Raw genomic sequence first — 26,820 nt, forward strand, 5'->3', positions numbered from 1 at the left:
GTCTAGCCCAAGAACCTCAAATTATTTCAATCCCCACCCGGCGGATTTCACGCCACGCCCGCCCCCTGCGCCGCTACCATTTGGGCCATATTCAGGAGACCCCATGCCCGTAATCACCAACATTGAAGACCTGCGCGTTTTGGCCGAAAAACGCGTGCCGCGCATGTTTTACGACTACGCCGACTCCGGCTCCTGGACCGAAGGCACGTACCGTGCCAATGAAGACGACTTCCAGAAGATCAAGCTGCGCCAGCGCGTAGCCGTGAACATGGAAAACCGAACCACCGCTACCAAGATGGTCGGCATCGACGCCAAAATGCCCGTGGCCATTGCCCCGGTAGGCCTAACCGGCATGCAGCACGCCGATGGCGAGATCCACGCTGCGCGCGCCGCCGAGAAGTTCGGCATTCCGTTCACGCTGTCCACCATGAGCATCTGCTCGATTGAAGACATCGCGGAGAACACCAGCGCGCCGTTCTGGTTCCAGCTCTACATGATGCGCGACCGCAACGCGATGGTGAAGATGATCGAGCGCGCCCGCGCGGCCCGCTGCAGCGCGCTGGTGCTGACGCTGGACCTGCAGGTGATCGGTCAGCGCCATAAAGACCTGAAGAATGGCCTGACTGCGCCGCCCAAGCCCACACTGGCCAACATCATCAACCTGGCGACCAAACCACGCTGGTGCCTGGGCATGCTGGGTACCCGCCGCCACACCTTCCGCAATCTGGTGGGCCATGTGGAGGCGGTGAGCAATATGTCGTCTCTGGCGGCCTGGACCAACGAGCAGTTCGATCCCCGCTTGTCGTGGGACGACGTGAAGTGGGTCAAGGAAAAATGGGGCGGCAAGCTGATCCTCAAAGGCATTCAGGACGTGGAGGACGCGCAGCTGGCCGTGGCCAGCGGGGCCGACGCCATCGTGGTGAGCAACCACGGAGGTCGCCAGCTAGACGGCGCGCCCAGCAGCATCAGTGCCCTGCCCGCCATCGTGGCGGCTGTGGGCAGCCAGATCGAGGTGTGGATGGACGGTGGCATTCGCAGCGGGCAGGATGTGCTCAAGGCCTGGGCCCTGGGCGCCAAGGGCACGATGATAGGCCGCGCCATGGTCTACGGCCTGGGCGCCATGGGCGAGGCTGGCGTCACCAAGGCGCTGCAAGTCATCCACAAGGAACTGGACGTGACCATGGCCTTCTGCGGCCACACCAACATCCAGAACGTGGACCGCAACATCCTCATTCCGGGCAGCTACTAGCGCACGACGCCTTAGCGGTAACCACCGGCAATCAGGATTTCGGTTACGCGACCCAAGATGGCGCCAAGCGCCTGGCCCGGCGGCGTGGCCCCGGTCATGCCCTGGAACACGGCCGCCCCCAGCGGGCCGGTGTTGATGTCGTCCCACACGGGGATGATGGGGCGCCAGTCCCGGTCGGCATAGCGCAGCTGCTCGCGCAGCGTGTGGTATTCCGGGTACTGCCGTAGCAACTCGGCATCGTGCAGGCTCGACAAGCGGTTGGGGCCACCGCCCAGCAGGCACACAGCTTTGTCCTGCGCCTTGGAGGTCAGCCACTGCATGAGCAGAAAGGCGGCGTCGGCACGCTCCGAGTTGCGCGCCACCGCCAGCCCCAAACCGCCGGACTGGGACGATGCACGCTGCCCCCGGGGATGCAGCGCGTAGGCCACCTTGCCAGCCACGCTGGAATGGGCAGAGGCACGCACGGCACCGAACACGGCGGTGGAGTCCAGGTACATGGCGCTATCCCCTTGCAGAAAGGCGTTGAGCGTCTCGTTGTACCCAAAGCCCGGAATACCCTGCGGCCCGGTGTCCACAATCTCCTTGAGCAACTCCAGCGCCTGCACACCGGGGGCCTGATGAAAGGTAGGAATCCAGCGCGCATCGAACACGTGGCCTCCCAGAGGGTTCAGGTGCAGCAACCAGGCGTGCACGCAGTTGTGACCCATCTGCCCACGGGAGCTCAGGGCGCCAAGGCCGGTTTTTTCGCGCAGGGGCTGCAGCAGCGCGCGCAGGGCGGTATAGGTTTTGGGTGGCTGGAAACCATGGCGCGCAAACAGGTCGCGGCGGTAGGCCAGCACGGAAGTTTCTGCACCATAGGGCAAGCCATAGAGGCACGCCCCCGGCCCGGGCAGGTAACCCTTTGGGCCACCAACCAGGCCAATGTTCTGCAGGTAGCTGGGCACGATGTCGGCTAGGTCGAATGCTGGGTCGGCCAGCTCCGGCCTGCGCAAGAAAATATCCAGCGGATGGATGAGCTGTTTCTGCACGTATTCGCTCTTCCAGGTGACCACGTAGCTCACCAGGTCCAGCGAACTGACGGGACGCGCCAGCTCGGCCATCTGTCGGGGTTTGGTACGCAGCAAGCTGTCCCGGCTCAAGGCCACCTGGATGCCGGTTTCCTGCGTGAAGCGGGGCAGCAACTGGACCATGGCGTCGTAGTGGGGGTGGTCCGGGATGCTGAAGGCCACGGTCTGGCCGCGGTATTTGGCATATCGGTTGGCCGCCCGGCTGCTGGCCAGCGGCAGCGCCGCGCCGAACACGGCCACCGTTGCCTTCAAGGCATCACGCCGACGCGGCAGGCTGGCACCATAGTGGAACAACGACGTCATTTGAATAACCCAAGAGGGCAGGGTCCAAGCGACTCTATTGTGACACCGGCAGGGGCCTGCGAGGGCCTTGCTATGCTTGGCGGCCATGAGCACCCCGCCCTTTCCGGTGCGCCCCATTCGGCGCATCGCCCACTTGGACATGGACGCGTTTTACGCGTCGGTGGAGTTGCTGCGCTACCCGCAGCTCAAGGGGCTGCCGGTGGTGATTGGCGGGGGACGGCGTGCACTGGATGACGCGCTGCGGAGCCAGTACGCCGACCTGCCGTTGCATGAAATTCCGGTGGCCGCCTTTCCACTGCTGCGCGACTACACCGGGCGCGGCGTCATCACCACTGCCACCTATGCGGCGCGCCAGTTTGGTGTGGGCTCGGCCATGGGCATGATGAAGGCGGCCAAGCTGTGCCCGCAGGCGATTCTGCTGCCAGTGGACTTTACCCAGTACCGGCACTACTCACAGCGCTTCAAGACCATCATCACCGAGATCGCACCGCTGATGGAGAACCGCGGCGTGGACGAGGTCTACATCGACTTCACGGAGGTTCCCGGCGGCCAGCGCGAGGGCGGGCGCGTGCTGGCACGGCTGATCCAAAAAGCGATTTTTGATGACACCGGACTGACCTGCTCGGTGGGTGTGGCGCCTAACAAGCTGCTGGCCAAGATGGCCAGCGAGTTCAACAAGCCCAACGGCATTGCCATCGTCCACGAGAGTGACCTGGAGACCATGATTTGGCCCTTGGCCTGCCGCAAGATCAACGGCATTGGCCCCAAGGCGGATGCCAAGCTCAAGAGCCATGGCATCGAGACCATCGGCCAGCTGGCGGCCAGAGACCTGCAATGGCTCATGGACACCTTTGGCCAGCGCACCGGCGCATGGATGCATGAGGCCTCGCACGGCCGCGATGACCGGCCCATCAGCCTGGAGAGCGAGCCTGTGAGCATCAGTCGCGAAACCTCGTTCGAGCGCGACCTGCATGCCGTGCGCGACAAGGCTGAGCTGGGCGCCATCTTCACGCGCCTGTGCGAACAGCTGGCAGACGACCTGCAGCGCAAGGGTTATGTAGGCAAGACGATTGGCATCAAAATCAAGTACGAGGACTTCACAGCCGTGACGCGCGACATCACCATCGACCGCCACATCGCCAATGCCAAGGAGATACGCCGCGTGGCTGGCCTGTGCCTCAAGCGCGCGCCGCTGCACAAGCGGCTACGCCTGCTGGGCGTGCGCATGGGCGCACTGCTGGGTGCCGAGGAAGCCCTGAGTTACACGTCAAACAAGCCTCTGGCCCCCGTCGATATTAGGCTATCAGCTACAAATTCAGGAGCAGAGGACACGCTGACCGGGCAGCTGTTTTAGGCTACGGCAATCTCGTCCTGGTGGTTGGCAATGTGCAAGGCATGCGCCAGTGCAAAGTCCGACCGGCTCAGGGCGCCGTAGGCAAAGTGCGGCTGCAGCGGACCGCTGTAGGCCTGAAACCGCTGCACCGCGCTGCGCAGATGCACCAGGCCCGGCTTCCAGTCGTCGGCTTGTGGCAAGACCGGCGCACCGGGAATGGGCTCGGTCAAACCGTGCGTCATCTTGCCCCGCAGGCGAAACACCGCAAAAGCTGCCGAACCCAGCGTGGCCTGAAACAACGCGCTCTTGGGCTGCGGAAACCCGTCCATGCTCATGTCCACGCTTTGCGCCATGTGCTCCAGCACGGCTGACATCTTCCAGGCCGTGGTGCTGTGCACCTGGGTGGCGCGCTCCAGCTTGTCCAGCCAGTGCAACACGTCGTCCAGTGATTGGACCTTGGGGATATCGGCCATGGCGGCTCCTGTGGTGAATGCGAGAGGGGTGACGAGAAAGTAGCGACGCTGCATGCAGAAATCATACGGGCATGGCGGCAACGCTCCCTGAAGGCGTCATCTTCGGTTTCTTGACCTATGTCAATTAATACCCGAACACCCCTGGTTTCCACGTTGACGACCATCCCCAGCCTGATGCTAAATCTGTAACAGACAGGCTGCATAGTGTCTGTTGCAACTTAGGGAGAGAGTTCACATGCGAATGAACCTGCCAGTCACCCAGCGTGAGTTTGATTACCCCGCTGATCACATGCTGGTGTCCATGACGGACACCAAGGGCATCATCACCCACTGCAACCACGCGTTCGTGGAAACCAGCGGTTTCACCTACGAGGAGCTGATCGGCCAGCCGCACAACCTGGTGCGCCACCCGGACATGCCTCCCGAGGCCTACAAGGACATGTGGCAGACCATAGGCCGCGGCCACCCCTGGACCGCCCTGGTCAAGAACCGCCGCAAAAACGGCGACCACTACTGGGTGCAAGCCAACGTCACGCCCATTTTGGAAAACGGCAAGCCCAAAGGCTATATGTCCGTGCGCGTCAAGCCCAAGCGCCAGGATATCCAGGCGGCCGAAGCCCTTTACGCACAGATGCGGGCCGACGCCGAGCGCGGTGGTGGCTCCGTCTACCTGCGCGGCGGCGAGGTGCGCTACAAGGGGCTGCGGGGGCTGGGCGGCACGCTGTCGCGCCTGACACTGACTGCGCGCCTGGGACTGGCCCTGGTGGGCATGACCGCGTTGGCCATGGTGCCGCAGTTTCTGGGCATGCAGGGCTGGGAGGCCGTGGCCCTGCAACTGGCGTCGCTGCTGCTGGGCGCTGGCTGCGTGCTGGCGTGGTTCCAACTGCGTTTTTCCGCCGCCATTGGCGCCGCCGAGGCCTTTGCGGATGACCTGGCCGGCTGCAACCTGACCACCGCGGTACATGGCGAATACCCGCCGCCGCTGGGCAACATGATCCGCGCGCTGCGCCAGATCCAGATCAACCTGCGTGCCGTGGTGGGCGACGTGCGGGGAGAGATTGAAACCTTTACCCGCTCGGCGGCCGAGATCGCTGCCGGGGGGATGGACCTGTCTTCGCGCACCGAATCCCAGGCCAGCAGCCTGGAAGAAACTGCCGCATCCATGGAGGAGTTGGCCAGCACAGTGAAACAGACGGCCGAGACGGCCACCCGCGTCGCCAGCCAGAGCGCCAACAGCACCGATATCGCGGCACGCGGTGGCCAGGCGGTGCACCAGGTCAGCCAGTCCATGCAGGCCATCGACGCGTCTTCGGGGAAGATGCGCGACATCATTGGCGTCATCGAGGGCATCGCCTTCCAGACCAACATCCTGGCGCTGAATGCGGCGGTAGAAGCCGCCCGTGCCGGGGAGCAGGGTCGCGGCTTTGCCGTGGTGGCCAGCGAGGTGCGGGCCCTGGCGCAGCGCAGTGCAACGGCGGCCAAGGAAATTCGGGAACTGATTGCCCAGTCTGCCGAACAAATCTCGGCCGGCCACCACCAGATGACCGGGGCAGGCCGCACCATCGACGAGGTGGTGCAGTCGGTCAAGGAGGTTGGCGAACTGATCCAGCTCATCACCAGCGCCACCAAGGAACAATCCATTGGCATTGCCCAGGTCAACGAAGCTGTGACCCAGCTGGACACCGTGACCCAACAGAACGCGGCCCTGGTGGAGGAGTCCGCCGCGTCCGCCGCCGGGCTGAACACCAGTGCGGTCACGCTGGCGCGGTCGGTTCAGGTATTCCAGCTACCTTAGAAGACCGCCGGACGCAGCCCTGCCGCACACCATGCCCACCAGCCGACTCGACACCCTGCCCCTGTCGGATCTGCAACGCTTGCTCGACGCGGTGCCCGTGCCGCTCTTTATCAAAAATGCGGCGGGCGAGGTGCTCTACCTGAATGCCGAGTGGACGCAGGCGCTGGGCTTGGGCCAAGGCCCTCTGGCAACCGCCAACAAGCCCCGCTTTTTCTCGCCCGAGCAGATGGCGGCCTTTGCAGCCCAAGACCAGGTGGCCTTTGCGCTGCGGCACTCGGTCACCAACGAGGACGAGGTCTGGCGCGAAGACCTGCAACACCACCGGCGCATGCTGACCACGCTGGCCCCGGTGTTTGACGACGCGGGGCAGCCCCAGTTTCTGGTCGGTACCACGCTGGATGTCTCCGAACAACGCCTGCTGGAGCGGCAGGCCCACTCCGAACGCCAGCTTCTGGAGATGCTGGCCAGCAGCGCCAAGCTGGTGGACATCATGACCACCTTCATCCTCGACTTCGAAAGCATTTTCCGCGGGGTGACCTGCTCGGTACTGCTGCTGGACGACGACGGCGTGCACCTGCGCCATGGCGCTGCGCCCAACCTGCCGGAGGCCTACTGCCAGGCGATCGACGGTGTCGCCATTGGCCCCCACACAGGTTCGTGCGGCACGGCCGCCTACACTGGGCAGGACACGCTGGTGGCCGACATTACCGCCGATGTCCGCTGGGACGACTACCGGGAACTGGCGCTGGCGCATGGCTACCGCGCCTGCTGGTCGATCCCCATTCGCTCCACCAAAGGGGTAGTGCTGGGCAGCTTTGGCAACTACTACCGCCACGTGTGCGCGCCTTCCGAAGCCGAGCTGCAAGCCATCACGCGCAGCGCCTACCTGCTGGGCCTGGCCATTGAACGTGACCGCAACGAACGCCAGATGCTGGCCGACCGCCACGCCTTGGAAGAAGCCGGCCGCTACCGCCAGGCCATTCTGGACAGCATGGTGGACGGCCTGCTGACGCTGGACCGGCGCGGCGCCATCCATTCCTATAACAATGCGGCCTGCCACATGCTGGGCTATGGCAGCGGCATGGGCTTTCACCGCACGCTGAATGACCTGCTGGCCGTTCCGCTGGATGCCGAAGCCGACGGCACCCTGCACCTGCTCTCTGACGCCAACACCCTGGCTGGCGCGGGCAAGACCGTGGAGGTGCAGGGGCGTCACCAGAGCAGTGCCGTCTTTCCCATCAGCCTGTCCGTCTCACGCATCCCGCAGTACGCCCAGGAAACCTATGTGGCCGTGTTACGCGATGTCACGCAACAGCGCCAGGACGAGGAGGAAATCCGCCGCCTGGCGTTCTATGACCCGCTCACGGGCCTGCCCAACCGGCGCCTGCTGATGGACCGGGTGCGCCAGGCCATGGTGAACTCGTCGCGAGTGGGGCAGCACGGGGCGCTGATGTTCCTGGACCTGGACCACTTCAAGCTGCTCAACGACACGCTGGGGCACGACGTGGGCGATGAACTGCTGCAGCAGGTGGCCCAGCGGCTGCGGCTGTGCGTGCGCGAGGGCGACAGCGTCGCACGCCTGGGCGGTGATGAATTTGTGCTGCTGCTGGAGGCACTAAGCCCGCACATGCACGAGGCCGCCACCCAGGCCGAAGTGGTGGCCCACAAGGTGCTGGACGCGCTGGCGGTGCCCTACAACTTGCGCCAGCACACCTACAGCAGCACCCCCAGCATCGGCATCGTGATGTTCATGCAGGACCACGAAAGCATGGACGATCTGCTCAAGAAAGCCGATGTCGCCATGTACCAAGCCAAGGCAGCGGGGCGCAACACCGTGCGCTTCTTTGACCCGGTGATGCAGGCCGCAGTGGCGACCCATGCGGAGCTGGCCAAGGAGATTCGCCTGGGCTTGCAGCGGCATGAGTTTGTGCTGCACTACCAGGTGCAAATGGACACACAGGGCCATTGCATAGGGGCCGAAGCCTTGGTGCGGTGGAACCACAGCGTGCGTGGCCTGGTTGCGCCAGCACACTTCATCCCGCTGGCCGAAGAAACCGGCATGATCCTGCCGCTGGGGCAGTGGGTGCTGGAGGCCGCATGTCGCCAGCTGCTGGAATGGGGCCGCCACCGTGCCACCGCACAGTGGACGCTAGCCATCAATGTGAGCGCCTCCCAGCTCGCACAACCCGATTTTGTGGACAGTGTGACCACCGCCCTGCGCACGACCGGTGCGCCCCCCGAGCTGCTGAAGATGGAGCTGACCGAGAGCATGCTGGTGAACGACGTGGAAGACCTCATCGTCAAGATGGGGGCCGTGCAGGCCCTGGGCGTGAAGTTCTCGCTGGACGACTTCGGCACCGGCTACTCCTCGCTGTCCTACCTCAAGCGGCTACCGCTGTCACAGCTCAAGATCGACCAGTCCTTTGTGCGTGACGTGCTCACCGACCCCAGCGACGCGGTCATCGCGCGCACCATCGTGGCGCTGGGCCACAGCCTGGGCCTCTCGGTGTTGGCCGAAGGCGTGGAAACGGCCGAGCAGCGCGACTTTCTGGCGGGCATCGGCTGCGATGCATTCCAAGGCTACTATTTTGGCCGACCCATTCCGGCTCTGGCCTTGGCCGCCACCATCGCCCTGGCGCCACACTAGGCAGTTTCCATAGGGTTCGGGCCCGCCACTTGGCGTTACAGTGGCGGCCATATACGTTGGATCCGGAAAACAAGCGCGCGAAAGGCGACGATGGGTGGTACGCATCACACAATGGCACGACAGTTGGCAGCCACCCGCCGGGTGCTGGGCCTATCGGCGTGCCTGTGCGCAAGCCTGGTCAGCACCGTGTATGCCCAGGCCATACCCAGCACGGCGCCGGGGCAAAAGCTCCACATCGTGGGGGGCTTGGCGGGGGTCAACCAGTACACCCGCAACGAAGAGCCCTTCTGGACCAAGGATCTGCCGCGCCTGACCGGCGGTAAATACTCTGCCGAGATTGCGCCGTTCGACCGCGCCGGCGTGCCTGGCGCCGAGATGCTGCGGCTGATGCAGCTGGGCGTGGTGCCATTTGGCACGGCACTGCTAAGCAATGTCTCCGCCCAATACCCGGAGTACGCCGCGCCCGACCTGGCCGGACTGAACCCTGACATGGCCACGCTCAAAAAGACGGTGGCAGCGTTTCGCCCTTACCTGCAAAAAGCATTGCGCGAACGCCAAGGGGTGGAAATGCTGGGCCTGTACACCTACCCCGCGCAGGTGGTGTTCTGCAAACGTCCTATGGGCAGCCTGGCTGACTTGTCAGGCCGCCGCATCCGCGTGGCGTCGCCCACGCAGGCCGACTTTGTGAGCGCACTGGGCGGCATTCCGGTGCTGGTGGGGTTTGCACAGCTGCTTCCCAACATGGCGTCGGGCAACACCGAATGCGCCATCACCGGCACCATGAGCGGCAATGCGCTGGGACTGTTTGAGGTCACCACCCATGTACACGCGCTGCCGGTGAGCTGGGGCCTGGCCATCTTCGGGGCCAACCAGAGCGCCTGGGACTCGTTGCCCGGGGATTTGCGCGCCGTGCTGACGAATGAGCTCCCCAAGCTGGAGGCCGCCATCTGGCAGGAGAGCGAGCGGGAAACCGCCGAGGGCATGGCCTGCAACCGCGGCCTGCCCGCCTGCACCAGCGGGCGCAAGGGCCATATGCAGGAAGTGCCCATCTCGGCCCAGGACGAACGCACGCGCAAGGACATCTTCACCAGCACCGTACTGCCGCGCTGGCTGCAACGCTGCAACAACCGCTGCAAAGAGATGTGGGACCAGACCATAGGCGCCGCTCTGGGCCTGGCCGCCCCCCCTGCCAAGTGATGCGCACGACACAAACCAAAGCCGCCGCCGTGGTGGCAGGCATCGCCAGCTTCTTCGTATTGGCCGTGGCCGCGCTGGCCATCGTGCTGGTGCGCGACGGCCGCGAGTCTGCGCTGGCCGACGGCAAGGCCCAGGCCGAGCGCTTTGTGACCGGCGCGCAAGCAGCCGTGAACCGCAGCTTCCTGGGGGTGGACGTGTTGCTGGCCAGCATCGACAGCCTGCTGGGCCTGCAGACCATGCAGCTGGACTGGCTAGAGGGCCCGCTGGCCAACAAGCTGATCGAAGGCGCCACGCGGCAGAACCTGCTGGTGCGCAATGTGGCTCTGGTGGATGCACAGGGCGTGGTGGTGGCATCGTCCGACGCATCGGACACCGGCCAGGCCATGTCCCTGCCCCCAGGATTTGTGACAGAGGCCATAAACCAGCAGGTGTCCACCCTGTTGGTCAGTGATCCCGTGGTGAGTTTCAACAGCACGGAGCCGGTGCTGTACTTTGCGCGCCATGTGCGCCTGGCCGATGGCCACAAGCTACTGGCCGTGGCCGAGGTGCAGGTCAACCTCATCACCGCCATTCTGGTGCAGGGCGCCGATATCAGCCAGCTGGAAGCCACCATCGAGCGGAGCGACGGAACCCTGCTGGCCAGTGTGCCCGCGCAGGAGTCGATGAGCGGGGCCCAGTTGCAACCAGCCCTGGGCATGGCCAGTGCCACGCCCGAGGCGCAAGAGCTACCCTCGCGCCTGAGCAAGCGCCCGGCCGTGGTGGCCACCCGCAGCATGCTCTACGGCAATCTGTTGATCACGGCCAGCATTCCCCTGGATTCGGTGCTGGGCGAATGGCGCAATGAACGCAAGATGGTGGTGGCAGTCGCCGCGGTGTTCATCTTGATCATCGTTGTGGCGGGCATCGTGGGCCTGCGCTACCTGCGCCACATGGGGCAGGCACAGCGCTCCATCAGCCAGGCCAAAACCACCATGGACCAGGCGTTGGAGTCTATGGAAAGCGGATTCTTGCTGCTGGACGCACAGCGCCGCGTGGTGAGCTGGAACCGCCGCTATCTGGAAATCTACCCCTGGCAGACCACGCTGATTGCCCCCGGCATGGCCTTCGAGACCATGCTGGCCAACACCGCCCACCAACTGCTGGGCGATGTGAGCGACGAAGTGCGCCATGCCTGGATTGCCAGCCGCATGGACATGCTGTCCCAGCACCTGCACAGCCACGAGCGCGTCATGCCCGATGGCGGCGTGATCGAAATCACCGAACGCGCCACCGCCGACGGCGGCGTGGTCATCGTCTACCAGGACGTCACCCGCCTGCGCCGGGCTACGGCCGAGATTGAGCAGCTCGCGTTCTTTGACCCGCTCACCGGTCTGCCCAACCGGCGCCTGCTGACCGACCGGCTGCAGCAGGCCATCGCCGCCTGCGCGCGCAGCGGTCGGCGCGGCGCCTTGCTGTTCATGGACTTGGACCATTTCAAGACGCTGAACGACACCCTGGGCCACGACGTGGGCGACCTGCTGCTGCAACAGGTGGCGCAGCGCGTGAAGACCTGCGTGCGCGAGGCCGACACCGTGGCCCGCCTGGGTGGTGATGAATTTGTGGTCATGCTGCTGGACCTGAGCCCTGACCCACTGGAGGCCGCCCAGCAGGCCCAGCGCGTGGGCGACACCATCCTGCACACGCTGAACCAGCCCTACCTGCTCAACGGAACGCAATACCGCAGCTCCTGCAGCGTAGGGGCCGCGCTGTTTGGCGACATGCACCAGGCCTCGGCCGAGCTGCTCAAGCAGGCCGATATCGCCATGTACCAGGTGAAGAATGCCGGGCGCAACGCGCTGTGCTTCTTTGACCCGCAGATGCTGGCGGCCATCCAGAGCCGGGCCGATCTGGAGAGTGACCTGCGCCATGCCCTCACCGACCACCAATTTGAACTGCATTACCAGCTGCAGACCACCGACCAGGGCGTGCCCGTGGGCGCCGAGGCACTGGCGCGCTGGCGCCATCCGCAGCGTGGCCTGGTGTCGCCGCTGCAGTTCATCGGCTTGGCCGAAGAGACGGGGCTGATCCTGCCATTGGGCCATTGGGTGCTGCAGACCGCCTGCGCCCAACTCAGGGCCTGGCAAGCCACGCCAGACAAGGCCGCGCTGCAGCTGTCGGTGAATGTCAGCGCTCGCCAGTTTCGCCAAACCGAGTTTGTGGAGCAGGTGCGCAGCGTGCTCGAAGAATCCGGCGCCAACCCCAACCTGCTAAAGCTGGAGCTGACCGAGAGCCTGGTGCTGGACAACGTGCAGGACACGATTGCCAAGATGAAACAGCTCAAGGCCATGGGCGTGCGCTTCTCCATGGACGACTTTGGCACCGGCCACTCCTCGCTCACCTACCTCACGCAGCTGCCGCTGGATCAGCTCAAGATCGACCAGTCCTTCATCCACAACATTGGCGTGCATGCCTCGGACGCGGTGATCGTGCAAACCATCATCGGCATGGCCAACACGCTGGGGCTGGAAGTGATTGCCGAGGGTGTGGAAACGGAGGCGCAGCGCGACTTTTTGGCCGCGCATGGCTGCTACCTGTGCCAGGGTTACCTGTTTGCCAAGCCTCTGCCGATTGCAGAGTTTGAAGCCATGCTGTTGCCGAACGAAATCACCGTCTAGCCCCGTCGAATAAGGGCCAGCAGCTCCTGATTCAATAGCATCCTCTCAGCGGTGCGTTATTGGCGTGCGGTACGCGTATTGGCTGGCAGAGCCTGCGGGTGGCTCGTACGGAAGGGGTTGATGTCCAGCCCGCCGCGGCGCGTGTAGCGTGCATACACGGTCAGCTTGGTGGGCTTGCAGCGTGTCCAGATATCCATGAAGATGCGCTCGACGCACTGCTCGTGGAACTCGTTGTGGTTGCGAAAGCTCACCAGGTACTGCAGCAGCCCTTCCTGCTGGATCGGCAGGCCCGAGTAACGGATCTGCACACTGCCCCAGTCCGGCTGGCCGGTCACCAGGCAGTTGCTTTTCAGCAGGTTGCTCACCAGCACCTCGTCCACCGCGCCCTCGTCAGGCACCGTGGTTAGCAGCTCGGGCGCGGGCTGGTAGTGGGTGCATTCCACGTCCAGCCGGTCCAGGTTCAAGCCATCCAGCTCGTGCACAGGCTCGCGGTCAAACAGCGTGGCGTCGATCAGCTTCACACCGATCGAGCTTTGCACCACGCCGCCGCGCCACACCGCTTCGGAAATATCGGAGCGCAACCGCTTCAGCACCTCACTCGCATCGGCAAAGCGGGTGTTGTTGTAGCTGTTGAGGTAGAGCTTGAACGATTTGCTCTCCACGATATTGGGCGACTCGCAGGGAATGGTGAAGTGCACCAGCGCCACCTGCGGTTTGCCGCGCGTGTTCAGCCAGCTCAGCTCAAACGCGGTCCACATGTCGGCACCAAAGAATGGCGCCGCACCGGTGATACCGATTTCGGCACGCTTGCCCGCACGCGGGATGGGGAACAGCAAGGACGCGTCGTACTGGTCCACATAGGCCGAGGCCTTGCCCAGCTGGGATTGTTCGGGGGTGTTCATCACGGACCTTTCAGGCGGCGGTGTGCAGGTGCGGGATCAGCGCGGCCAGGATCTGGCGCACGGGTTCGGGCGGCAGGTCGTGGCCCATGCCATCGATGGTGAGCAGCTTGGCGCCGGGAATGCGGCGTGCTGTGTCTTCGCCGCAGGCCAGCGGCACCAGCGGGTCTTCCTTGCCGTGGATCACCAGCGTGGGCGCGGTGATGCGGGTGAGCAGTGCGGCGCGCGTGATGTCGGCCACCACCGCCAGCATCTGCCGCGCCGTGCCCACGGGGTGGAAGGCGCGCAGCACCCCCTCGGTCACCCGGGCGCGCATGTCAGCTTCAGGCAAGGGGTAGGCGGGGCTGCCAATGGCCTTGAAGAGACGCATGGTGTGGTCCACCACGGCGGCGGTGCTGGTGCCAGAGGGACGGCTCAGCAGCACACGCACCACCTCGGGCGCGGCCTGCGGCAGGCCGCGTGCACCGCTGGTGCTCATGATGCTGGTCAGGCTCAGCGTGCGCTGGGGCGCGGCAATGGCCACGCGCTGCGCAATCATGCCCCCCATGCTCACGCCCACCACATGGGCCTGGTCAATCTTCAGCGCGTCCAGCACGCCCAGGGCGTCGGCCGCCATATCCGCCAGGCTGTAGGGCGCAGCGGGCACCAGCCCCAGCTTGTACTTGAGGCTGGCCCACAGCAGGTTGGGCTTGCCCAGCGTGTCAAAGTGGCTGGACAGGCCCACATCGCGGTTGTCAAAACGCACCACGCGGTAGCCCGCCTCTTCCAGCGCGCGCACCATCTCGGGCGGCCAGGCAATCAGCTGCATGCCCAGGCCCATGATGAGCAACACCGCGGGCTTGCTGGCGAAGGACGCGTCCGTTTGGGCGCTGTCTTCCACTTCGATGTTGATTCCGTTTGCTCTTATTTTCATAGCTGCTCGCGCAAGTAATTCAGGGGCTCAGACCTGTTTTCTTCTGAAAACCAGGCGCTCGGGGGTGGATTCAGCCGCGGCCCAGGTGTAGCCGTCCACGTCGAAGCCGCGCAGTTGGTCCGGCGTCATCAGGCGGTGTTCAATCGCGTAGCGCGCCATCAGGCCACGGGCCTTTTTGGCGAAGAAACTGATGACCTTGTACTGGCCGTCCTTGTACTCCTGGAACACGCACTCCACCACGCGGCCTTTGAGAGCCTTGGTGTCCACCGACTTGAAATATTCGTTGGAGGCCAGGTTGACGACCACGGGCGAGGCGTCCTTGCGCAGGCGGGTGTTCAGGTAGTCGGCAATCTGGCGCCCCCAGAAGTGGTACAGGTTGCTGCCATGCGGGCCCTTGAGCGCCGTGCCCATCTCCAGCCGGTAAGGCTGCATCAGGTCCAGCGGGCGCAGGACGCCATACAGGCCGCTGAGGATGCACAGGTGGTCCTGCGCCCAGGCCAGATCGTCCGCACCCAGGGTCTTGGCCTGCAGGCCGTCGTACACATCGCCATCAAAGGCCAGTGCGGCCTGGCGTGCGTTTTTCTGGGTGGCACGGGACGACCACGCCGCGTAACGCGCCACGTTCAGCGTGGAGAGCTTGTCGCTGAGATCCATCAGACCCGAGATCTGGGCGGGCGTGTATTCGCGCAGCAAGCCAATCAGCTCCTTGGACTGCTTGACGAACAGCGGCGCCGTATGCGGCTGGCCATTCAGCGGGGTGTCGTAGTCCAGAGATTTAGCAGGAGAAAGCAGGAACAGCATGGTGATGGGTGAGAAGCAGACAGGGTGCGCCACACGGGGGTGCGGGGCAGTTTAGCGTGAAAGGCTGGGCCAGCGGCGTAGCGGGTCTTGCGTCACGGGGGTTTCACACAGCCGCCGTAGGCTAGGCCGCTTGATCCACTTGCGCCCCTCCCCCATGCCCCGTTTCACCCTCTCCCACCTGGCTCTGGCCTGCGCGCTGGCCCTGCCCGCCACCGTATCCCTGGCACAGACCGAAGTGACTGCCATCCTGGCCGGCCATGCAGCCCTGCCCGCCAGCAGCACCGTGGCCGCGCCCAAGGCCGCTGGCAAGTTCTTCGAGACCACCGGCAAATTCACCGCCGCCAACCGCCAGCGTACCGAGGTGCTGCACAGCATCGAGGGCATCAGCTTCGTGGGCGACCCCAAATACCAGCGCAAGTCGGGGGGCACACTGCCGATCCGTGGGCAATCGGTGCAGGGCTTCTCCGGCATCGTGGCGCTGGGCAAAGACCATTTTCTGACCCTGACTGACAACGGCTTCGGCAGCAAGATCAACTCGCAGGATGCACTGCTCATGGTCCACCATGTGCAGGCCGACTGGGCCAAGGGCAACGTCAAACGCCTGCACACCACCTTTTTGCACGACCCCGACCGCAAGGTGCCATTCGCCATCCAGAACGAGGCCACGCGCGAGCGCTTTTTGACCGGCGTGGACTTCGACCCCGAATCCATCCAGGTGGTGGGCAAGGAGTGGTGGATTGGGGATGAATTCGGCCCCTATGTGCTGCGCGTGGACGGCAAAGGCAAGGTGCTGGGCGTGATCGACACCGTGGTGGGCAACAAGGCGTACCGCGGCCCCGACCACTACCTGAACGGTCGCCTGCCCAACTACCCCGGCGACGCCGGTTTTGAAGTGCGCCGCAGCGGCGGCTTTGAGCCCATGGCCAAGTCCATCGACGGCAAGACGCTGTACCCCATGTTTGAGTGGCCCTTGTGGGATGCCGCTGCCAAGACGCAGGAGATGCGCAACGGCAAGCCCTACACCCGCATCCTGGAGCTGGACGTGGCCAGCCAGAAGTACAGCGAACGCCAGTGGAAATACGCATTTGAAGAGGCCGGCAATGTGGCCTCGGACTTCCAGATGCTGGACGCGACCACCGGTCTCGTCATCGAACGCGATGACGCCTCGGAAGGCTCGGGCAACGTCTGCAAGGACGAGCCGCGCACCGACTGCTTCACCCGCCCCGCGCGCTTCAAGCGCATCTACAAGATCGACATGGCACAGCTGGACGCCGACGGCTTTGTGAAGAAGGTGGCCTTCATTGACCTGACCAAGATCGCCAACCCCAAGCACCTGGCCAAGCGCGGCCCCAACGACGACAGCTTTGTGCTGCCCCACCTGGGGCCTGAGGGCCTGACTGTGGTGGACGCGACGCACATCGTGGTGGTGAACGACAACAACTTCCCCTTCTCCAGCGGCCGCACGCTGGGCCAGCCCGATGACAACGAGATGACTCTGCTCGATATTCAGGCCTTGGTGGAAGCCAAGTAGCCCCCGAGCGAGAGCAGCATGGCGCCGCATAATGGCGGCGCCATGTCTACCCCCCTGCACACCCTGAATTTCTCTGCCCCGCCGCGCAACGGCGGCGCCCTGTTCGCCAGCCTGTTTGCGGGCCGTCCCACGCAGGTGGCAGCAGACCAGCAAGCCATCCGCTTTGACGCCCGTTGGCAAGGCGCCCGCGCCGATGCGGCCCGGCTGGCCCGTTACCGCCAGGTCTGTGACCTGCCCGACACCGGGACCCTGCCGCTGCTGTACCTGCATGCCATGGCCATGCCGCTGCACATGGCCATCCTCAGCCATGCGCGTTTTCCGCTACGCCTGCTGGGCCTGGTGCACTGGAGCAACCAGTTGGAGAGCCTGCGCCCCATCGCCAACGGCGAGGCCGTGGACATGCACTGCACGCTGGAAGGCATCCAGACCACCGAGCGCGGCCAGTCCTTTGCCATCCACACCACGCTCAGCACCAGTGGCAGCGTGGCCTGGCGCGAAACCAGCACCTTCCTGTCGCCGCTGGCCCGCAGCAAGAGCGGAAAAAAACCAGCAGCAGATGGCAGCGAACCCGACTGGGGCGCGCCCATCGCCCAGTGGGCCGTGGCCGCCAACGCCGGGCGCCGCTTTGCCGGACCCTCGGGCGACTGGAACCCCATCCATGTGAGTGCACTGACGGCCCGCCTGTTTGGCTACCCGCGTGCCATTGCGCATGGCATGTTCAGCGCCGCTCGCTGCCTGGCGCTGCTGCAGCAGGGCCTGCCGGCCGACGCCCCGCTAGTGCTGGATCTGCGCTTCAAGCGTCCGCTGTTGATTCCGGGACAGGTGGCCCTACATACGGCGCAGGGTGCGGACCAAGACCCGGGTGCGACCCGATTTGTTTTGAAAGTGCAGCCCAGCGGCGAGCCACATATCGACGGCACGCTGCGTCTGCTGTGAGCCATTGACTTGACGCATTGCCTACAGGATTGACCATGACCGATACCAACCCCTCTGCCCTCACCCACTTCGACACGAAGGGCGATGCCCACATGGTGGACATAGGCACCAAGCCCCTGACCGCACGCAAGGCCGTGGCCGGCGGCCGCATCCAGATGAAGCAAAGCACGCTGGACCTGATCCAGAGCGCCCAGGCTGCCAAGGGCGATGTACTGGGCGTGGCACGCGTGGCCGGCATCATGGCCGCCAAGCGCACCAGCGACCTGATCCCGCTGTGCCACCCCATCATGCTGTCGCGCGTGGCCATCGAATTTGAAGTGGTGCCCGCCACTGCCACCAGCGGCCCCGCCGTGCAGTGCCTGGCGATTGCCGAGACCACAGGCGGCACCGGCGTGGAAATGGAAGCCCTGACCGCCGTGCAGATCACCCTGCTGACCATCTACGACATGTGCAAGGCCGTGGATAAAGGCATGGTGATGACCGATGTGAAGCTGCTGGAAAAGCACGGTGGCAAGTCTGGCACCTACCTGGCGGCACCTTGAACGTTTGCTCGTGAAACATTGTTTGTGCGTCCCGCAAGCATGTAGCCCCTGATCCCCAAGCACTCCAAGGCGACCCAAATCAAGGGTGTCGAACCCGCATGTCTTCGTGGCACGGAGGCCAATTTAACATTTGTTCCCAAATATGGAACAAGTGTTATACTGTGGGCCATGCCAATGAAAATTGTCGGAACTTCTCGCCTTGACGAGTTTTGCCTTAAACACCCCTTAACCAGATCTTGGGTTAAGTCATGGCTGGCCGAGTGCAAGGCGGCAAATTGGCACGTACCTACCGACATTAAGCAAAGATATCCGTCAGCAAGTTTTTTACAGGACAACGTAGTCATCTTCAATGTCAAGGGGAACGACTACCGCTTGGTGACTCAGATCGCCTACAAGACCAGTGTCATTGTCGTGAAGTGGATTGGCAGTCATCAGGCCTACAGCAGCATCAATTGGGAACAAAGCAGCAATGAAACCCGCAGTAATTAAGAGCAAAGAACAGTACTCAAAGTACTTAGCTCGAATCGAGGAACTGGTCGTTAGTGATCCAGAGCCCAGTACTGCCGTGGGCCAAGAGCTCGAGCTTTTGTCACTACTGGTTGAAGACTATGAATCTAAGACTTATCTGTTTGAGAAACCTGATCCTGTTGACGCAGTGAAATTTCGGATGCTTGAACAAGATCTGAAACAGATTGATCTAGTTCCCTATTTCGGGTCTAGAAGTAGAGTCTCTGAGTTCCTCTCGCGACAAAGACCTTTGACTGTTGGCATGATTCGCGACATCTCTGCCGGCTTAGGAATACCCGCCGACGTACTTTTGCAAGAATCTGTGCGAGAGGAGTCTGCCGCTGATGTTGCCAGCGATTGGGATTGGCTTAAGTTTCCAGTGAAAGAAATGCTTTCAAGAGGCTGGATTTCTGTAGCGAAGAAGGCTGCCAAACCAGATGATGTCGCTCATATTGTTCAAGCATTTATAGAGAGGTCTCTTGGTGGTGCTCAGGCTGGCGTATTGACGCGCAGAACATTCAAGGGGGATGCATTTTCTTGGCCAGCTGTTTACTCTCTAACGGCATGGCAAGCACGAGTGCTTCAAAAAGCGGCCTCTGACAACTCATGGAGTGAGACTCCCTTTAGATACGAAGACCTAACTGAAGAGTTTCTACGTGATTTAGTTAAATTGAGCAGACATTCAGATGGTCCAAAGCAAGCGATCAGCGCATTGCGCGATATTGGTGTAGCGGTTGTAATTGAAGAACACTTGGCGCGCACCAAACTAGACGGAGCTGCAATGCTGGCGGCAAATGGTAAGCCTGTGATTGGGTTAACGCTGCGCTTTGATCGACTAGATAATTTTTGGTTCACTCTGATGCATGAAGTGGTGCACGTTTGGAAACATCTGAGCAATCCAGGGGAAGTCTTTCTTGATCGACTAATGGACAAGGAAAGTACAGAAGTTATAGAAAAAGAAGCAAACAGACTCGCTAGAGATTTGCTTATATCCCGTTCAGAGTGGAGAACTGCTGCCGTTCGGCAGATGCCAACAAAGGGTGGGATTTTGTCTTTAGCTGCCGAACTAGAAATACATCCTGCCATTGTTGCCGGACGCATTCAAAAAGAACAAGAAAACTATGCGATCTTCACCGATCTGGTAGGACGCGGAGTAGTCAGAGAAATGTTGAATTAGCTCTTAATTTCAAAAAACTGCGAGGTAATCCATGGATATGAACTTCACATACGCCCCTGTAATTAAGGGCAAGCTGAACGACATCAAAGCGGCCTCTTATCTCGCACACGACATTGCTGACCAAACGAAGCCTATTTTTGAACTGCCGCCGTTTGTCGAAACAGACAAACCAGAGGCTGTGCTCTCACGCTTTGCGGTCCGGTTGTCAAAGCTATTCCCTAGTCGTCCATGTTTTATCGACTTTCCTCTATTGAAAGCGGGCAGCAGAACATCTGATGGGCACAACACGCTATCAGTTGCTTACGCCCAACTTAATCTCCTGGGAATTAACTTCGATCCTGTGTACGGATTTGATCGTGATGAGTCTCAATGGGGAGTTGTAATTGAACAGGCAAATCTGTCAGGCGGAATGCTCTTACGTCTCGAGCCTGACGACTTGGAGTTTGCAGACGACACATTGGACCGAATCCAAGAACTACAACTTCGCGGATTGTCAACCCGACAAATGGATGTGCTTATCGATTGCCGTTATTTGCAAGGATCATCTTCGGCGATTGCACTTTCAGAAACGATCGCTGATTTTGTAGAAAAACTATCTGACACTTTCCACGTTCGAAAATTAATTGTTGCGGCCTCTAGTGCGCCCAAAACAGTTGGCGGCATTGAGAAAAATTCATGTGGCGGAGTACTAAGAAACGAACTTTCGTTGTGGACCAATCTTCGGTTTCGGAGTTTGTCTCTTGAAGCTATCTACGGAGACTATGGAGTCATTCATCCCGACTTTACTGACCTAACCCCAAGTCCAAACATCAATGGAAAAATACGTTACACGCAAGGAAAACACATACATATTTTCCGTGGCTACAGCCTCCGCCAAGGAGAAAAGTATGAGCAATATAGAACGCTCTCACATCGCGTTTTAAACAGCGGATTTTTCCAGAATCATTCTTTTAGTCATGGCGATCGGTACATATACGACTGTGCTACTGGTCATGCAACAACGGGCAACCCAGGCACATGGGTTATGAATGATCAGAATCATCATTTCACTTATTGCGTACGACAAATCAATCGACTTGAGACTCTGATGTATAGAGGCTACTCAGAAGACGCCGTTTTGGAAATGGCGTAACTTGGTTTGGAACGTTTGCTTTGCAAAAGCCCATGCTCATAGTAGTTTGGGCGCTTACGGCACCAAAGTTCAAGGAAATAGCCAAAACAAATCAGTACGGCGTACCGTCCTTGTGCAAAAAGCGCCATTGGCCAGTGGCCACCAGCACCGCTTGCAGGTCATCGTCGGGGTAGCTCCCCGCATCACCCGGTGTGCGGTCGCCCACCTCCAGGTACAGCACCTCGGCATCGGTCTCGTTCTTGAGGCAGTGACCATTGCCCGTACCGGCCTTGAAGCCTGCACACATGCCGGGCGCCAGTGCAGTCAGGCCTTCATCGGTGTGCAGCGTGGGGTGCCCCTGCAGCACATAAATGAATTCGTCCTGCTTGGTGTGCGCATGGCGCAGTGCCGACACCGACTGCGGCGCCAGCCGCACCAGATTCACCCCAAAGTTGGCCAGGCCAAACACGTCGCCCAACTGGCGCTTTTCCCGCCCTGCCATGCGCGAGGCAAAGGGCTCTGGGTAGTTGGAAGGTTTGGTGCGGGGCGTCACCTCGGTGGCCATCACGGCAACGGGGACAACAGGGCTTGGGCGGGTGTCGGGCATGGGTCCTCCTGGGCTGGCTCCGTAGCTTAGCGCCTGCCCGGTAAAATCACGGGTCCTCCCAAGAGAACCCCATGTCTGACCAAGCTACCCCCACGCCCTCCGCCCCCGAACAACCGGGTCTGCAGTCCCTGTCCAAATCGTTTGAGCCCGTCGCGCTGGAAGCGCACTGGGGCCCCGAATGGGAAAAGCGCGGCTATGGCGTAGCGGGTTACCGCGGCACCCAGGCACCCCGAGCCGGCCAGCCCGCCTTTGCCATCCAGCTGCCGCCGCCCAATGTGACGGGCACGCTGCACATGGGCCATGCGTTCAACCAGACCATCATGGACAGCCTGACGCGCTACCACCGCATGGCCGGTTTCAACACCGCCTGGATTCCGGGCACCGACCACGCCGGCATTGCCACGCAGATCGTGGTGGAGCGCCAGCTGCAAGAGCAAAAGATCAGCCGCCACGACCTGGGCCGCGAGGCCTTCACCGCCAAGGTGTGGGAGTGGAAGGAAAAGTCCGGCAACACCATCACCGGCCAGATGCGCCGCATGGGCGACAGCGTGGACTGGAGCCGCGAGTACTTCACCATGGACCCTAAACTGTCCAAGACGGTGACCGAAACCTTTGTGCAGCTCTACGAGCAAGGCCTGATCTACCGAGGCAAGCGCCTGGTGAACTGGGACCCCATCCTCATGAGCGCGGTGAGCGATCTGGAGGTGGAGAGCGAAGAGGAAGACGGCTCGCTGTGGCACATCCGCTACCCGCTGGCCGATGGCTCCGGTGACATCACCGTGGCCACCACACGGCCTGAGACCATGCTGGGCGACGTGGCCGTGATGGTGCACCCCGAAGACGAGCGCTATACCGCCCTCATCGGCAAAATGGTAAAGCTGCCTTTGTGCGACCGTGAGATCCCGGTGATTGCCGACGACTACGTGGACAAGGCCTTTGGCACCGGCGTGGTGAAGGTCACGCCCGCCCACGACCAGAACGACTATGCCGTGGGCCAGCGCCACAAGCTGCCCATGATCTGCGTGCTGACGCTGGACGCGAAGATCAACGAGAACGCCCCCGCGCCCTACCAGGGTCTGGACCGTTTTGTAGCGCGCAAGAAGGTGGTGGCCGATCTGGAGGCCGGCGGTTTCCTGGTCGAAGTGAAGAAACACAAGCTGCAAGTGCCGCGCTGCGCACGCACCGGCCAGGTGATCGAGCCCATGCTGACCGACCAGTGGTTCATGGCCATGAACACTGTGGGCAAGGGCGACGCCACCGGCAAGTCCGTTGCGCAGAAATCCATCGACGTGGTGCAGAGCGGCGAAGTGAAGTTTGTGCCCGAAATGTGGGTCAACACCTACAACCAGTGGATGAACAACATCCAGGACTGGTGCATCAGCCGCCAGCTCTGGTGGGGCCACCAGATCCCGGCCTGGTACGACGAAGACGGCAAGGTCTATGTGGCCCGCAACGAGGCAGAAGCCCAAGCGCAAGCCCCCGGCAAGACACTCAAGCGCGACCCCGATGTGCTTGACACCTGGTACTCCAGCGCCATGGTCCCCTTCAGCACCATGGGCTGGGGCAACAAAGGCGTAGGCACCGGCGCCACCGACGACTACAACCTGTACCTGCCCAGCAGCGTGCTGGTCACGGGCTACGACATCATCTTCTTCTGGGTCGCCCGGATGATCATGATGACCACGCACTTCACCGGGCGTGTGCCGTTCAAGCATGTCTACATTCACGGCCTGGTGAAAGACGCGCAGGGCAAGAAGATGAGCAAGTCCGAGGGCAATGTGCTGGACCCCGTCGATCTGATCGACGGCATCTCGCTGGCGCCCCTGCTGGACAAGCGCACCACCGGCCTGCGCAAGCCCGAGACCGCACCCCAGGTGCGCAAGAACACCGAGAAGGAATTCCCCGAAGGCATTCCCGCCTACGGTGCGGACGCGCTGCGCTTCACCTTTGCGGCACTCGCATCCCTGGGTCGCAGCATCAACTTTGACAGCAAGCGCTGCGAGGGCTACCGCAACTTCTGCAACAAGCTGTGGAACGCCACCCGCTTTGTACTGATGAATTGCGAAGGCAATGACTGCGGACTGAACGAGCACACCAAAGAGCAGTGCGCACCCGGTGGCGAAGCCCATGGCTACCTGGAATTCAGCCAGGCTGACCGCTGGATCGTCTCGCTGCTGCAAAAGACCGAGGCCGAAGTGGCCAAGGGCTTTGCCGAATACCGCCTGGACAACGTGGCCAACACGATTTACGACTTTGTCTGGAACGAGTTCTGCGACTGGTACCTGGAAATTGCCAAGGTGCAGATCAACACCGGCACCGACGCGCAGAAGCGCGCCACCCGCCGCACACTGATCCGCACGCTGGAAGTCATCCTGCGTCTGATCCACCCCATCACTCCCTTCATTTCTGAGGAGCTGTGGCAGAAGGTGGCGCCGGTGGCGGGTCGTCAGGGTCCTTCAGTGTCCATTGCGGCCTACCCCGTGAGCCAGCCCGAGCGCATCGACGAAGCATCCATTGCCCACGTCGCCAAGCTCAAGGCTCTGGTGGATGCCTGCCGCAACCTGCGCGGCGAGATGAATGTGTCGCCCGCCGTCCGCTTGCCGCTGTTCGTGGTGGCCCATAGCGCGGCCGAAGGCGAGTTCCTGCAAGCCTCCGCCGCCGTACTGCAAGCCCTAGCCAAGCTGAGCGAAGTCAAGGTCTTTGCCGACGAAGCCAGCTGGCAGGCCGCCGCCCAGTCCGCCCCCGTGGCCGTGGTGGGCGAGGCGCGTGTCTGCCTGTTCGTGGAAGTGGACGTGGCGGCCGAAAAGATCCGCCTGGGCAAGGAAGTGGCCCGCCTGGAAGAGCAGATTGCCAAGGCGAACGGCAAGCTCAGCAACGAAGCCTTTGTGGCCAAGGCCCCGGCCGCCGTGCTGGAGCAGGAACGCAAGCGTGTGGCCGACTTTGCCGCCACGCTGGAGAAGGTGAAAGAGCAGCTGGCCCGCCTGGGCTAAGGAACTGGCCCGCTGGGGCCTGCGCCAAAAACAAAACGCCGCACGGGAAACCCTGCGGCGTTTTTGTTGGAGTGCAGAAATGCTTAGCGTCGGCGCAGCACGTGGATGTATTCGGCACCCACGGTTTCCTGTTCCAGCAGCTCATTGCCGGTTTGCTTGGCAAAGGCCTGAAAGTCGCGGATGGAGCCGGGATCGGTGGCCACCACTTTGAGCGTCTGGCCGCTCAGCAGCTCCGCCAGGGCCTTCTTGGCCTTGAGGATGGGCAGCGGGCAGTTCAGGCCGCGGGTGTCAACTTCTTTGTCGGTGTGCATGCGATGGGCTTTCTGGCGTTGACGCTGATTTTAAGTCGCCAGCTTCTCGGCGTCCTGGCGCCACACCGGGTCGATGAAGGTGGGCTCGTGGCCGCGCGAGCGCAAAAACTCGGCCAGCGCATAGCCGGTGCCGGCGGGCCAGCACCTCACATCCTCGAAGTTGTAGAGGCGGTAGTCCACCAGCTCGGGGCTGAGCTTCACGTCGCCATGGCAGACGGCATGGTAGGCAATGATGACCTGGTTCATGCGCTGGAAGTCGTAGGCGCCCAGCAGCTTGAGTGCACTGGTGGTCAGGTTCGTCTCTTCCGAAATCTCGCGTGCAATGCCTTCCTCCGGCGTCTCACCGGCCTCCATGAAGCCGGTGATCAGCGCGTACATCTTGCCGGGCCAGGCTGCGTTGCGCGCCAGCAGGATTTGCCCGTTGTACTGAATGACAGCCGCCAGCACGGGCGTTGGGTTGTTCCAGTGCGTGAAGTCACAGGCCGGGCAGCGCAGGCGGGTCTTGTCGCCACCGTCTTCAGCCAGTGTGATGTGCTCCAGCGCCGTAGCACACTGCGGACAAAACTTGAATGCGGCAGACATAGGGGTTCCTTTACGCTATTGATTCCATAGCTACCCGCGCAATCAGCACGGGGGCTAGAGGCCAATTTGATTCAGATTCAGGCGGGAAACACGCCCGTGGAGAGGTAGCGGTCGCCGCGGTCGCAGACCACGAACACGATCACAGCATCGCGCTCGCGCTTGGCAATCTCCTGCGCCACCCAGCAGGCGCCAGCGGCCGAGATGCCACCAAAGATGCCCTCTTCGCGCGCCAACCGGCGGCACATGTCTTCGGCATCGGCCTGGCTCACGTGGACCAGTTCGTCCACGTTCTTGGGGTCGTAAATCTTGGGCAGATAGGCCTCTGGCCACTTGCGGATGCCGGGAATGCGCGAGCCTTCCGAGGGCTGGGCGCCAATGATGCGGATGGCCGGGTTCTTTTCCTTCAAGAAGCGCGACACGCCGGTGATGGTGCCCGTGGTGCCCATGGCGCTCACAAAGTGGGTGATGCGGCCGTTGGTCTGCGCCCAGAGTTCGGGGCCCGTGGTTTCGTAGTGGATGCGCGGGTTGTCGTCATTGCCAAACTGGTCCAGCACGCGGCCCTTGCCTTCGCGCTGCATTTGTTCGGCCAGGTCGCGTGCGTACTCCATGCCACCGCTCTTGGGGGTCAGGATGAGTTCGGCACCAAAGGCCTTCATGGTCTGGGCGCGCTCAATGGACAGGTCTTCCGGCATGATCAAGACCATGCGGTAGCCTTTGACGGCCGCGGCCATGGCCAGCGCAATGCCGGTGTTGCCCGAAGTGGCTTCGATCAGCGTGTCGCCAGGCTTGATATCGCCACGCTCCTGCGCACGGCGGATCATGGACAGGGCCGGGCGGTCTTTAACGGATCCGGCCGGGTTGTTGCCTTCGAGCTTGCCCAGCACCACGGTGTTGCGGGACTGGTTGTCGGTGGCCTGGATACGCTGCAGTGCGACCAGCGGGGTGTTCCCGATGGCGTCTTCGATGGTGGGAAATGTCATGCCCATAAATGTGCCATAATTCGCGCTTCACAGAATGACCTGCCCAGGTGGTGAAATTGGTAGACTCAGGGGACTCAAAATCCCCCGCCGCAAGGCGTGCCGGTTCGAGTCCGGCCCTGGGCACCAGATCAAAAAGCCTGCTGTTTGCAAAAACAGCAGGCTTTTTTCTTGCGGGTAACCCTGTGCGACACCCGCACACTGCGGTCAACCCTATG

General features: G+C 62.3%; 22 protein-coding genes and 1 tRNA gene. 14 read left to right on the forward strand and 9 right to left on the reverse strand.

Features of this window, described 5'->3' with window-relative positions; all coding sequences use genetic code 11:
• Positions 1–103 precede the first annotated feature (103 nt).
• Positions 104–1,249 (forward strand): alpha-hydroxy acid oxidase, encoded by a 1,146-nt coding sequence (locus tag AC07OE_RS07915; protein ID WP_495070012.1) that lies wholly within the window; start codon positions 104–106, stop codon positions 1,247–1,249.
• An 11-nt stretch (positions 1,250–1,260) separates the two neighbouring features.
• On the opposite strand, the gene AC07OE_RS07920 is transcribed toward AC07OE_RS07915, so the two are convergent.
• Entirely contained in the window at positions 1,261–2,619 is a 1,359-nt protein-coding gene (locus AC07OE_RS07920; protein WP_495070013.1) for an ABC transporter substrate-binding protein, read from the reverse strand.
• Between the two features lie 85 nt (positions 2,620–2,704).
• On the opposite strand from AC07OE_RS07920, the gene dinB reads away from it, so the two are divergent.
• A complete protein-coding gene (dinB, locus tag AC07OE_RS07925) occupies positions 2,705–3,973 on the forward strand; it encodes a DNA polymerase IV (RefSeq protein ID WP_495070014.1) in 1,269 nt (422 codons plus the stop codon).
• Here dinB and AC07OE_RS07930 read toward each other — a convergent pair.
• Positions 3,970–4,425, reverse strand: a complete 456-nt coding sequence (locus AC07OE_RS07930) for a DUF1569 domain-containing protein (protein ID WP_495070015.1) — start codon at positions 4,423–4,425, stop codon at positions 3,970–3,972. The genes dinB and AC07OE_RS07930 overlap by 4 nt on opposite strands.
• A 235-nt stretch (positions 4,426–4,660) precedes the next feature.
• On the opposite strand from AC07OE_RS07930, the gene AC07OE_RS07935 reads away from it, so the two are divergent.
• The 4 genes from AC07OE_RS07935 to AC07OE_RS07950 all read left to right on the forward strand — a co-directional run bounded on the left by AC07OE_RS07935 (position 4,661) and on the right by AC07OE_RS07950 (position 12,718).
• On the forward strand, positions 4,661–6,220 hold the full coding sequence (locus AC07OE_RS07935) for a methyl-accepting chemotaxis protein (protein WP_495070016.1): 1,560 nt from the start codon (positions 4,661–4,663) through the stop codon (positions 6,218–6,220).
• A 31-nt stretch (positions 6,221–6,251) separates the two neighbouring features.
• On the forward strand, positions 6,252–8,867 hold the full coding sequence (locus AC07OE_RS07940; RefSeq protein WP_495070017.1) for a sensor domain-containing protein: 2,616 nt from the start codon (positions 6,252–6,254) through the stop codon (positions 8,865–8,867).
• 111 nt (positions 8,868–8,978) lie between these two features.
• Complete coding sequence (locus AC07OE_RS07945; protein ID WP_495070018.1) at positions 8,979–10,064, forward strand: TRAP transporter substrate-binding protein; 1,086 nt, start codon at positions 8,979–8,981, stop codon at positions 10,062–10,064.
• Positions 10,064–12,718, forward strand: a complete 2,655-nt coding sequence (locus AC07OE_RS07950; protein WP_495070019.1) for a bifunctional diguanylate cyclase/phosphodiesterase — start codon at positions 10,064–10,066, stop codon at positions 12,716–12,718. Before AC07OE_RS07945 ends, AC07OE_RS07950 begins: the two co-directional genes overlap by 1 nt.
• Positions 12,719–12,774: 56 nt before the next feature.
• Here the strand turns inward: AC07OE_RS07950 and queF are convergent, their stop codons facing one another.
• Genes queF through yaaA form a run of 3 tightly spaced genes read right to left on the reverse strand, consistent with a single transcriptional unit; the run spans position 12,775 to position 15,331 of the window.
• Positions 12,775–13,620, reverse strand: coding sequence for an NADPH-dependent 7-cyano-7-deazaguanine reductase QueF (gene queF, locus AC07OE_RS07955; RefSeq protein ID WP_495070020.1), 846 nt, complete (start codon positions 13,618–13,620; stop codon positions 12,775–12,777).
• A gap of 10 nt (positions 13,621–13,630) precedes the next feature.
• On the reverse strand, positions 13,631–14,530 hold the full coding sequence (locus AC07OE_RS07960; RefSeq protein ID WP_495070021.1) for an alpha/beta fold hydrolase: 900 nt from the start codon (positions 14,528–14,530) through the stop codon (positions 13,631–13,633).
• A 27-nt stretch (positions 14,531–14,557) separates the two neighbouring features.
• The gene (gene yaaA, locus AC07OE_RS07965) at positions 14,558–15,331 is read right to left on the reverse strand and encodes a peroxide stress protein YaaA (protein ID WP_495070022.1); all 774 of its coding nucleotides are present in this window, start codon (positions 15,329–15,331) and stop codon (positions 14,558–14,560) included.
• 154 nt (positions 15,332–15,485) lie between these two features.
• Here yaaA and AC07OE_RS07970 point away from each other — a divergent pair, with 154 nt between their 5' ends.
• The 6 genes from AC07OE_RS07970 to AC07OE_RS07995 all read left to right on the forward strand — a co-directional run bounded on the left by AC07OE_RS07970 (position 15,486) and on the right by AC07OE_RS07995 (position 21,156).
• The gene (locus AC07OE_RS07970; RefSeq protein WP_495070023.1) at positions 15,486–16,862 is read left to right on the forward strand and encodes an esterase-like activity of phytase family protein; all 1,377 of its coding nucleotides are present in this window, start codon (positions 15,486–15,488) and stop codon (positions 16,860–16,862) included.
• Between the two features lie 42 nt (positions 16,863–16,904).
• On the forward strand, positions 16,905–17,798 hold the full coding sequence (locus AC07OE_RS07975) for a MaoC family dehydratase (protein ID WP_495070024.1): 894 nt from the start codon (positions 16,905–16,907) through the stop codon (positions 17,796–17,798).
• A 35-nt stretch (positions 17,799–17,833) separates the two neighbouring features.
• Positions 17,834–18,340: a cyclic pyranopterin monophosphate synthase MoaC gene (moaC, locus tag AC07OE_RS07980; protein ID WP_495070025.1), complete on the forward strand. Its 507-nt coding sequence runs from the start codon at positions 17,834–17,836 to the stop codon at positions 18,338–18,340.
• A gap of 168 nt (positions 18,341–18,508) precedes the next feature.
• Positions 18,509–18,829: a type II toxin-antitoxin system HigB family toxin gene (locus tag AC07OE_RS07985; RefSeq protein ID WP_495070026.1), complete on the forward strand. Its 321-nt coding sequence runs from the start codon at positions 18,509–18,511 to the stop codon at positions 18,827–18,829.
• The gene (locus AC07OE_RS07990) at positions 18,810–20,024 is read left to right on the forward strand and encodes an ImmA/IrrE family metallo-endopeptidase (protein WP_495070027.1); all 1,215 of its coding nucleotides are present in this window, start codon (positions 18,810–18,812) and stop codon (positions 20,022–20,024) included. The genes AC07OE_RS07985 and AC07OE_RS07990 overlap by 20 nt, the downstream gene beginning before the upstream one ends.
• Before the next feature lie 31 nt (positions 20,025–20,055).
• Complete coding sequence (locus AC07OE_RS07995; RefSeq protein ID WP_495070028.1) at positions 20,056–21,156, forward strand: beta family protein; 1,101 nt, start codon at positions 20,056–20,058, stop codon at positions 21,154–21,156.
• A gap of 91 nt (positions 21,157–21,247) precedes the next feature.
• On the opposite strand, the gene AC07OE_RS08000 is transcribed toward AC07OE_RS07995, so the two are convergent.
• On the reverse strand, positions 21,248–21,742 hold the full coding sequence (locus AC07OE_RS08000; protein WP_495070029.1) for a cupin domain-containing protein: 495 nt from the start codon (positions 21,740–21,742) through the stop codon (positions 21,248–21,250).
• 71 nt (positions 21,743–21,813) lie between these two features.
• Between AC07OE_RS08000 and AC07OE_RS08005 the strand changes: the two genes are divergently transcribed.
• A complete protein-coding gene (locus AC07OE_RS08005; protein WP_495070030.1) occupies positions 21,814–24,732 on the forward strand; it encodes a valine--tRNA ligase in 2,919 nt (972 codons plus the stop codon).
• Between the two features lie 83 nt (positions 24,733–24,815).
• Here the strand turns inward: AC07OE_RS08005 and AC07OE_RS08010 are convergent, their stop codons facing one another.
• The 3 genes from AC07OE_RS08010 to cysM form a co-directional block, all read right to left on the reverse strand.
• Positions 24,816–25,043 (reverse strand): sulfurtransferase TusA family protein, encoded by a 228-nt coding sequence (locus AC07OE_RS08010; RefSeq protein WP_479597475.1) that lies wholly within the window; start codon positions 25,041–25,043, stop codon positions 24,816–24,818.
• A 30-nt stretch (positions 25,044–25,073) separates the two neighbouring features.
• Complete coding sequence (locus AC07OE_RS08015) at positions 25,074–25,625, reverse strand: NUDIX domain-containing protein (protein ID WP_495070031.1); 552 nt, start codon at positions 25,623–25,625, stop codon at positions 25,074–25,076.
• A gap of 77 nt (positions 25,626–25,702) precedes the next feature.
• Positions 25,703–26,605 carry a cysteine synthase CysM gene (gene cysM, locus AC07OE_RS08020; RefSeq protein ID WP_495070032.1) on the reverse strand — a complete coding sequence of 301 codons (903 nt, stop codon included), beginning with the start codon at positions 26,603–26,605 and terminating at the stop codon, positions 25,703–25,705.
• A 41-nt stretch (positions 26,606–26,646) separates the two neighbouring features.
• On the opposite strand from cysM, the gene AC07OE_RS08025 reads away from it, so the two are divergent.
• Positions 26,647–26,731, forward strand: a tRNA-Leu gene (locus AC07OE_RS08025).
• The last annotated feature ends 89 nt before the right edge of the window (positions 26,732–26,820 follow it).

This window comes from Rhodoferax sp. GW821-FHT09E07, from assembly GCF_059416145.1.

Excerpts from the sequence above, each read along its gene's own strand:
- AC07OE_RS08015 (WP_495070031.1), bottom strand. The coding sequence starts at position 25,625 with ATGTCTGCCGCATTCAAGTTTTGTCCGCAGTGTGCTACGGCGCTGGAG.
- yaaA (WP_495070022.1), bottom strand. The coding sequence starts at position 15,331 with ATGCTGTTCCTGCTTTCTCCTGCTAAATCTCTGGACTACGACACCCCG.
- AC07OE_RS08010 (WP_479597475.1), bottom strand. The coding sequence starts at position 25,043 with ATGCACACCGACAAAGAAGTTGACACCCGCGGCCTGAACTGCCCGCTG.
- AC07OE_RS07915 (WP_495070012.1), top strand. The coding sequence starts at position 104 with ATGCCCGTAATCACCAACATTGAAGACCTGCGCGTTTTGGCCGAAAAA.
- cysM (WP_495070032.1), bottom strand. The coding sequence starts at position 26,605 with ATGACATTTCCCACCATCGAAGACGCCATCGGGAACACCCCGCTGGTC.
- AC07OE_RS07950 (WP_495070019.1), top strand. The coding sequence starts at position 10,064 with ATGCGCACGACACAAACCAAAGCCGCCGCCGTGGTGGCAGGCATCGCC.
- moaC (WP_495070025.1), top strand. The coding sequence starts at position 17,834 with ATGACCGATACCAACCCCTCTGCCCTCACCCACTTCGACACGAAGGGC.
- AC07OE_RS07920 (WP_495070013.1), bottom strand. The coding sequence starts at position 2,619 with ATGACGTCGTTGTTCCACTATGGTGCCAGCCTGCCGCGTCGGCGTGAT.
- AC07OE_RS07945 (WP_495070018.1), top strand. The coding sequence starts at position 8,979 with ATGGCACGACAGTTGGCAGCCACCCGCCGGGTGCTGGGCCTATCGGCG.
- AC07OE_RS07930 (WP_495070015.1), bottom strand. The coding sequence starts at position 4,425 with ATGGCCGATATCCCCAAGGTCCAATCACTGGACGACGTGTTGCACTGG.
- queF (WP_495070020.1), bottom strand. The coding sequence starts at position 13,620 with ATGAACACCCCCGAACAATCCCAGCTGGGCAAGGCCTCGGCCTATGTG.
- AC07OE_RS08005 (WP_495070030.1), top strand. The coding sequence starts at position 21,814 with ATGTCTGACCAAGCTACCCCCACGCCCTCCGCCCCCGAACAACCGGGT.
- AC07OE_RS07985 (WP_495070026.1), top strand. The coding sequence starts at position 18,509 with ATGCCAATGAAAATTGTCGGAACTTCTCGCCTTGACGAGTTTTGCCTT.
- AC07OE_RS07970 (WP_495070023.1), top strand. The coding sequence starts at position 15,486 with ATGCCCCGTTTCACCCTCTCCCACCTGGCTCTGGCCTGCGCGCTGGCC.
- AC07OE_RS08000 (WP_495070029.1), bottom strand. The coding sequence starts at position 21,742 with ATGCCCGACACCCGCCCAAGCCCTGTTGTCCCCGTTGCCGTGATGGCC.
- AC07OE_RS07995 (WP_495070028.1), top strand. The coding sequence starts at position 20,056 with ATGGATATGAACTTCACATACGCCCCTGTAATTAAGGGCAAGCTGAAC.
- dinB (WP_495070014.1), top strand. The coding sequence starts at position 2,705 with ATGAGCACCCCGCCCTTTCCGGTGCGCCCCATTCGGCGCATCGCCCAC.
- AC07OE_RS07990 (WP_495070027.1), top strand. The coding sequence starts at position 18,810 with ATGAAACCCGCAGTAATTAAGAGCAAAGAACAGTACTCAAAGTACTTA.
- AC07OE_RS07960 (WP_495070021.1), bottom strand. The coding sequence starts at position 14,530 with ATGAAAATAAGAGCAAACGGAATCAACATCGAAGTGGAAGACAGCGCC.
- AC07OE_RS07975 (WP_495070024.1), top strand. The coding sequence starts at position 16,905 with ATGTCTACCCCCCTGCACACCCTGAATTTCTCTGCCCCGCCGCGCAAC.
- AC07OE_RS07940 (WP_495070017.1), top strand. The coding sequence starts at position 6,252 with ATGCCCACCAGCCGACTCGACACCCTGCCCCTGTCGGATCTGCAACGC.
- AC07OE_RS07935 (WP_495070016.1), top strand. The coding sequence starts at position 4,661 with ATGCGAATGAACCTGCCAGTCACCCAGCGTGAGTTTGATTACCCCGCT.